The organism is Mesorhizobium sp. M7A.F.Ca.AU.001.01.1.1, from assembly GCF_004022735.1.
Taxonomy (GTDB): Bacteria; Pseudomonadota; Alphaproteobacteria; order Rhizobiales; family Rhizobiaceae; genus Mesorhizobium; species Mesorhizobium ciceri.
Window position 1 is genome coordinate 1 of record NZ_RZPF01000612.1, and the last position, 4039, is coordinate 4039.

At 62.9% G+C, this 4039-nt stretch carries 4 protein-coding genes; 3 read left to right on the plus strand and 1 reads right to left on the minus strand.

Annotated features, from left to right (window positions below; genetic code table 11):
- Positions 1-95: 95 nt before the first annotated feature.
- Entirely contained in the window at positions 96-794 is a 699-nt protein-coding gene (locus EN884_RS28265; RefSeq protein ID WP_013531175.1) for a cobalamin-binding protein, read from the minus strand.
- 272 nt (positions 795-1066) lie between these two features.
- Between EN884_RS28265 and EN884_RS28270 the strand changes: the two genes are divergently transcribed.
- From EN884_RS28270 to EN884_RS28280, 3 genes are all read left to right on the plus strand, one after another.
- Positions 1067-2641, plus strand: a complete 1575-nt coding sequence (locus tag EN884_RS28270; RefSeq protein WP_024501311.1) for a trimethylamine methyltransferase family protein — start codon at positions 1067-1069, stop codon at positions 2639-2641.
- 89 nt (positions 2642-2730) lie between these two features.
- Positions 2731-3426, plus strand: a complete 696-nt coding sequence (locus EN884_RS28275) for a 4Fe-4S dicluster domain-containing protein (RefSeq protein ID WP_128360865.1) — start codon at positions 2731-2733, stop codon at positions 3424-3426.
- A gap of 102 nt (positions 3427-3528) precedes the next feature.
- Positions 3529-4039: GntR family transcriptional regulator (locus EN884_RS28280; protein ID WP_164895193.1), on the plus strand; the 511-nt coding region annotated here is incomplete at its 3' end.

The window sequence follows — 4039 nt, forward strand, 5'->3', positions numbered from 1 at the left end:
GCCCTGATCCGCACGCGGCCACCTCATCATCTGGTAACAAAAAAGCCGCGCTGCAAGGGCGCGGCTTCTCCTGTCGTCCAGGCCGAATTGGCCAATCAGGCCGAAGCGCGCACATTGTGCTTGCGCTTCATGAAGTCCTTGGCGGTCTCGACCGCCACCGCCGCGTCGCGGCAATAGGCATCGGCGCCGACGGCCTTGCCGAATTCCTCGTTCAGCGGTGCGCCGCCGACCAGCACGACATAATCGTCGCGGATGCCCTTTTCCTTCATCGTGTCGATGACGACCTTCATATAGGGCATGGTCGTGGTCAGCAGTGCGGACATGCCGATGATGTCGGGCTGGTGCTGTTCGATCGCATCGAGATATTTCTCGACCGCATTGTTGATGCCGAGATCGATGACGTCGAAGCCAGCGCCCTCCATCATCATGCCGACAAGGTTCTTGCCGATATCGTGGATGTCGCCCTTGACGGTGCCGATGACCATCTTGCCTTGCTTGGGCGCGCCGGTGGCGGCGAGCAGCGGGCGCAGGATGAACATGCCCGCCTTCATCGCATTGGCGGAAAGCAGCACTTCCGGCACGAACAGGATGCCGTCGCGAAAATCCTCGCCGACGATGCGCATGCCTTCGACCAGCGCCTCGGTCAGCACCTTGTAAGGCGCCCAGCCGCGCTCGAGCAGGATGTTGGTGCCTTCTTCGATCTCTTCCTTCAGCCCGTCATAGAGATCGTCGTGCATCTGCTGCACCAACTCGTCGTCGGAAAGTTCGGAAAGGATGATCTCGTCGTCGGACATTTGTATCGAGCTCCTGCCGGCATCGCGACCATGTCGCAAGGCACATATCTTCGCGTTCATACCTAACCCGCTGAGGGCATGTATCCATAGCTGATTTGCGACTTCCCGCAAAAGGAAAGCGACCGTAACTCTCTTGGAATTCTTGTCGATTTTGCGACAGGCGTTGGCGCTGGCGGGCCGTTTCGAATAGGGTGCATGGCTACGATCTGGCAAGAAGCGGCGAGAGCAGCCGCTATGGATTCCAGACAAGAACAGATTCAGGGAAGAACACCATGAGCGAACACGCGGCAGTCGATCAGGAAGCGTCAAACGCGCGACGTGGGCGCGGCGCCAGCGGCGGGGCTGCTGCCCGGCGGGCCGCGCGTTCGGGCGGAGGCCCGGGCACGCAGCTCACCTACATCAAGCGCAAGATCAACGTTTACGAGGTGCTGGACGAGGAAGGCCTGGCGCTGATCGAGAAGAACACCGACACGGTGCTCGAGGAGATCGGCATCATCTTCCGCGACGATGCAGAAGCGCTGCAACTGTGGAAAGAGGCCGGCGCCGACGTCAAGGGCGAGCGCGTGCATTTCCCGAAGGGGCTGTGCCGTTCGCTGCTCAAGACCGCACCGTCCGTCTACACCCAGCACGCCCGCAATTCCGAGCGTTCGGTGCAGATCGGTGGCAATGCCACCGTGTTCGCGCCGGTCTATGGCCCGCCCTTCGTGCGTGACCTCGACGGTGTCAGGCGCTACGCGACGATCGAGGATTTCCAGAATTTCGTTAAGCTCGCCTATATGGCGCCGTCGATCCACCATTCGGGCGGCACGGTATGCGAGCCGGTCGATGTGCCGGTCAACAAGCGCCACCTCGACATGATCTACAGCCACATCAAATATTCCGATAAGCCGTTTATGGGCTCGGTGACCGCGCCGGAACGCGCCGAGGACACCGTCGCCATGGCCAAGATCGTGTTCGGCGACGATTTCGTCGAGAACAACACGGTGCTGACCAGCCTGATCAACGCCAACTCGCCGATGGTGTTCGACGAGACCATGCTCGGTGCGCTGAAGGTCTATGCGCGCCACAACCAGGCCTGCATCGTCACGCCGTTCATCCTCGCCGGCGCGATGAGCCCGGTGACGGTTGCCGGCACGCTGACGCAGGTTCTGGCCGAAGTGCTGGCCGGCGCGTCGTTCACGCAGCTCATCCGTCCCGGCGCGCCGGTGCTGTTCGGTACCTTCGCCTCGTCGATTTCGATGCAGTCGGGGGCGCCGACCTTCGGCACGCCGGAGCCGTCGCTGGTTTCCTATGGCGCCGCACAGCTGGCGCGCCGTCTCGGCCTGCCGTTCCGCACCGGCGGCTCGCTCTGCGCGTCCAAGGTTCCGGATGCACAAGCGGCTTATGAAAGCGCCAACACGCTGAACTCGACCATCCTGGCCGGCACCAATTTCGTGCTGCACTCGGCCGGCTGGCTCGAGGGCGGGCTGGCCTCCTGCTACGAAAAGTTCATGATGGACATCGACCAGCTCGGCATGACGCAGAAATTCTCCGAAGGCGTCGACCTGTCGGAAAACGGCCAGGCGATGGACGCCATCCGCCAGGTCGGGCCGGGCAGCCATTATCTCGGCTGCGACCACACCCAGGCCAATTTCCAGACCGCCTTCTACCGCTCCAACATCGCCGACAACAATTCCTACGAGCAGTGGCTGGCCGAAGGCGAGAAGACAGCGCCGCAGCGCGCCAACGAACTCGCGCGCCGCTGGCTGGAAAGCTATGAGGCGCCGCATCTCGATCCGAGCATCGACGAAGCGTTGAAGGACTTCATCGCCAAGAAGAAGGGGTCGATGCCCGACGCCTTCACTTGAAAGGAGCCCGAGTCAGGCGGGGCTAAAGTCGCCAACATCATCCACAAGGAAGTCTGGCGGAGCGCGTTCTCCGATCCGGACAAGAAGGGATGATTACGCCCGCCGGCAGCGTTGACCACATTGCTGCGGCGCTTCTCGCCAACGGCCTTGTTCTTCGCGGCGGCTTCAATTTTACGCCAAGCGATGCGCCGCCAACGGGATCATCGGGTGCGCCGGCAGCGGCCGTCCTGCTGGTGGGGCAGGCGGGCGCGGCACCCTGGCCGCATTTCCTGCGTTGGTGGGAGCAACAGCCACAGGCAATCGCCAATCCGCTCGACACATGGTCGCGCGAAGTGATCGGCGCCGTGGCGCAGGATTTTGGCGCACGGGCGATTTCTCCGTCGGACAAGCCCTATCTGCCGTTCCAGCAATGGGCGATGCGGGCGGAGGGGCTGAAACCGTCGCCGCTCGGCATCCTCATGCATCCGCGCTACGGGCTATGGCATGCCTACCGCGGTGTGCTGCTGTTTGACGACGAAATTCCAGTTCAAGTTGCCGAGGCAGCGCCCCACCTTTGCGATAGCTGCGCCGAGAAACCCTGCCTGAAATCCTGCCCGGTCGACGCCTATTCCGTGCAAGGATTCGCTTATCAATCCTGCCTGGCGCATGTGGGGGGAGCGAATGGCGAACCCTGCCGCAGCGGCGGTTGCCTCGATCGCAATGCGTGCCCCTATGGCACGGGGTATCGCTATCCGCCGGAGGTCCAGGCCTTTCACATGGCGAGCTTCGCACGGGCCACCAGCTGATCCGTTCCCATTGCATGGTGCTCGTTGGCTTCGATGAGCATCTTGACGGCAGCTAGAAGCAGGCCTATTCATCAAGTCATCTGATGACTTATGAATAGGCCTATGCAACCCGCCACCAGAACCAATCTCACCGACAGCGCCACCAGCAGCCTGCGTGCGGAGATCGTCAGCGGCCGCTGGGGCGTCGGCGAGCGCATTCCCAATGAGGCAGCCCTGACCGACCTTCTGTCGGTCAGCCGCGGCACGGTGCGCGAGGCGGTGCGGGTGCTGGTCTCGCAAGGATTGCTGGATACGCGCCAGGGCTCGGGCACATATGTGCGCTCTACCGTCGATGCCTCTGCCGCGCTCGACCGGGTCAAGCGCACCGGCCTGCGCGATCAGTGGGAGGCGCGGGCGGCGCTCGACCTGGAGGCGGCACGGCTCGCCGCCATGCGCCACACGCCAGCCGATCTTGAGACGATGCGGCAACTGCTTGCCGAACGCGGCACCGTCGCGGACGGCGGAAGCGATGCCTTCATCCGGCGCGATCTCGCTTTCCACAAATCGGTTGTCGCGGCGTCCGGCAACAAAGCGATGATGGAGCTCTACGACTTCTTCACCGCCGCCATCACCG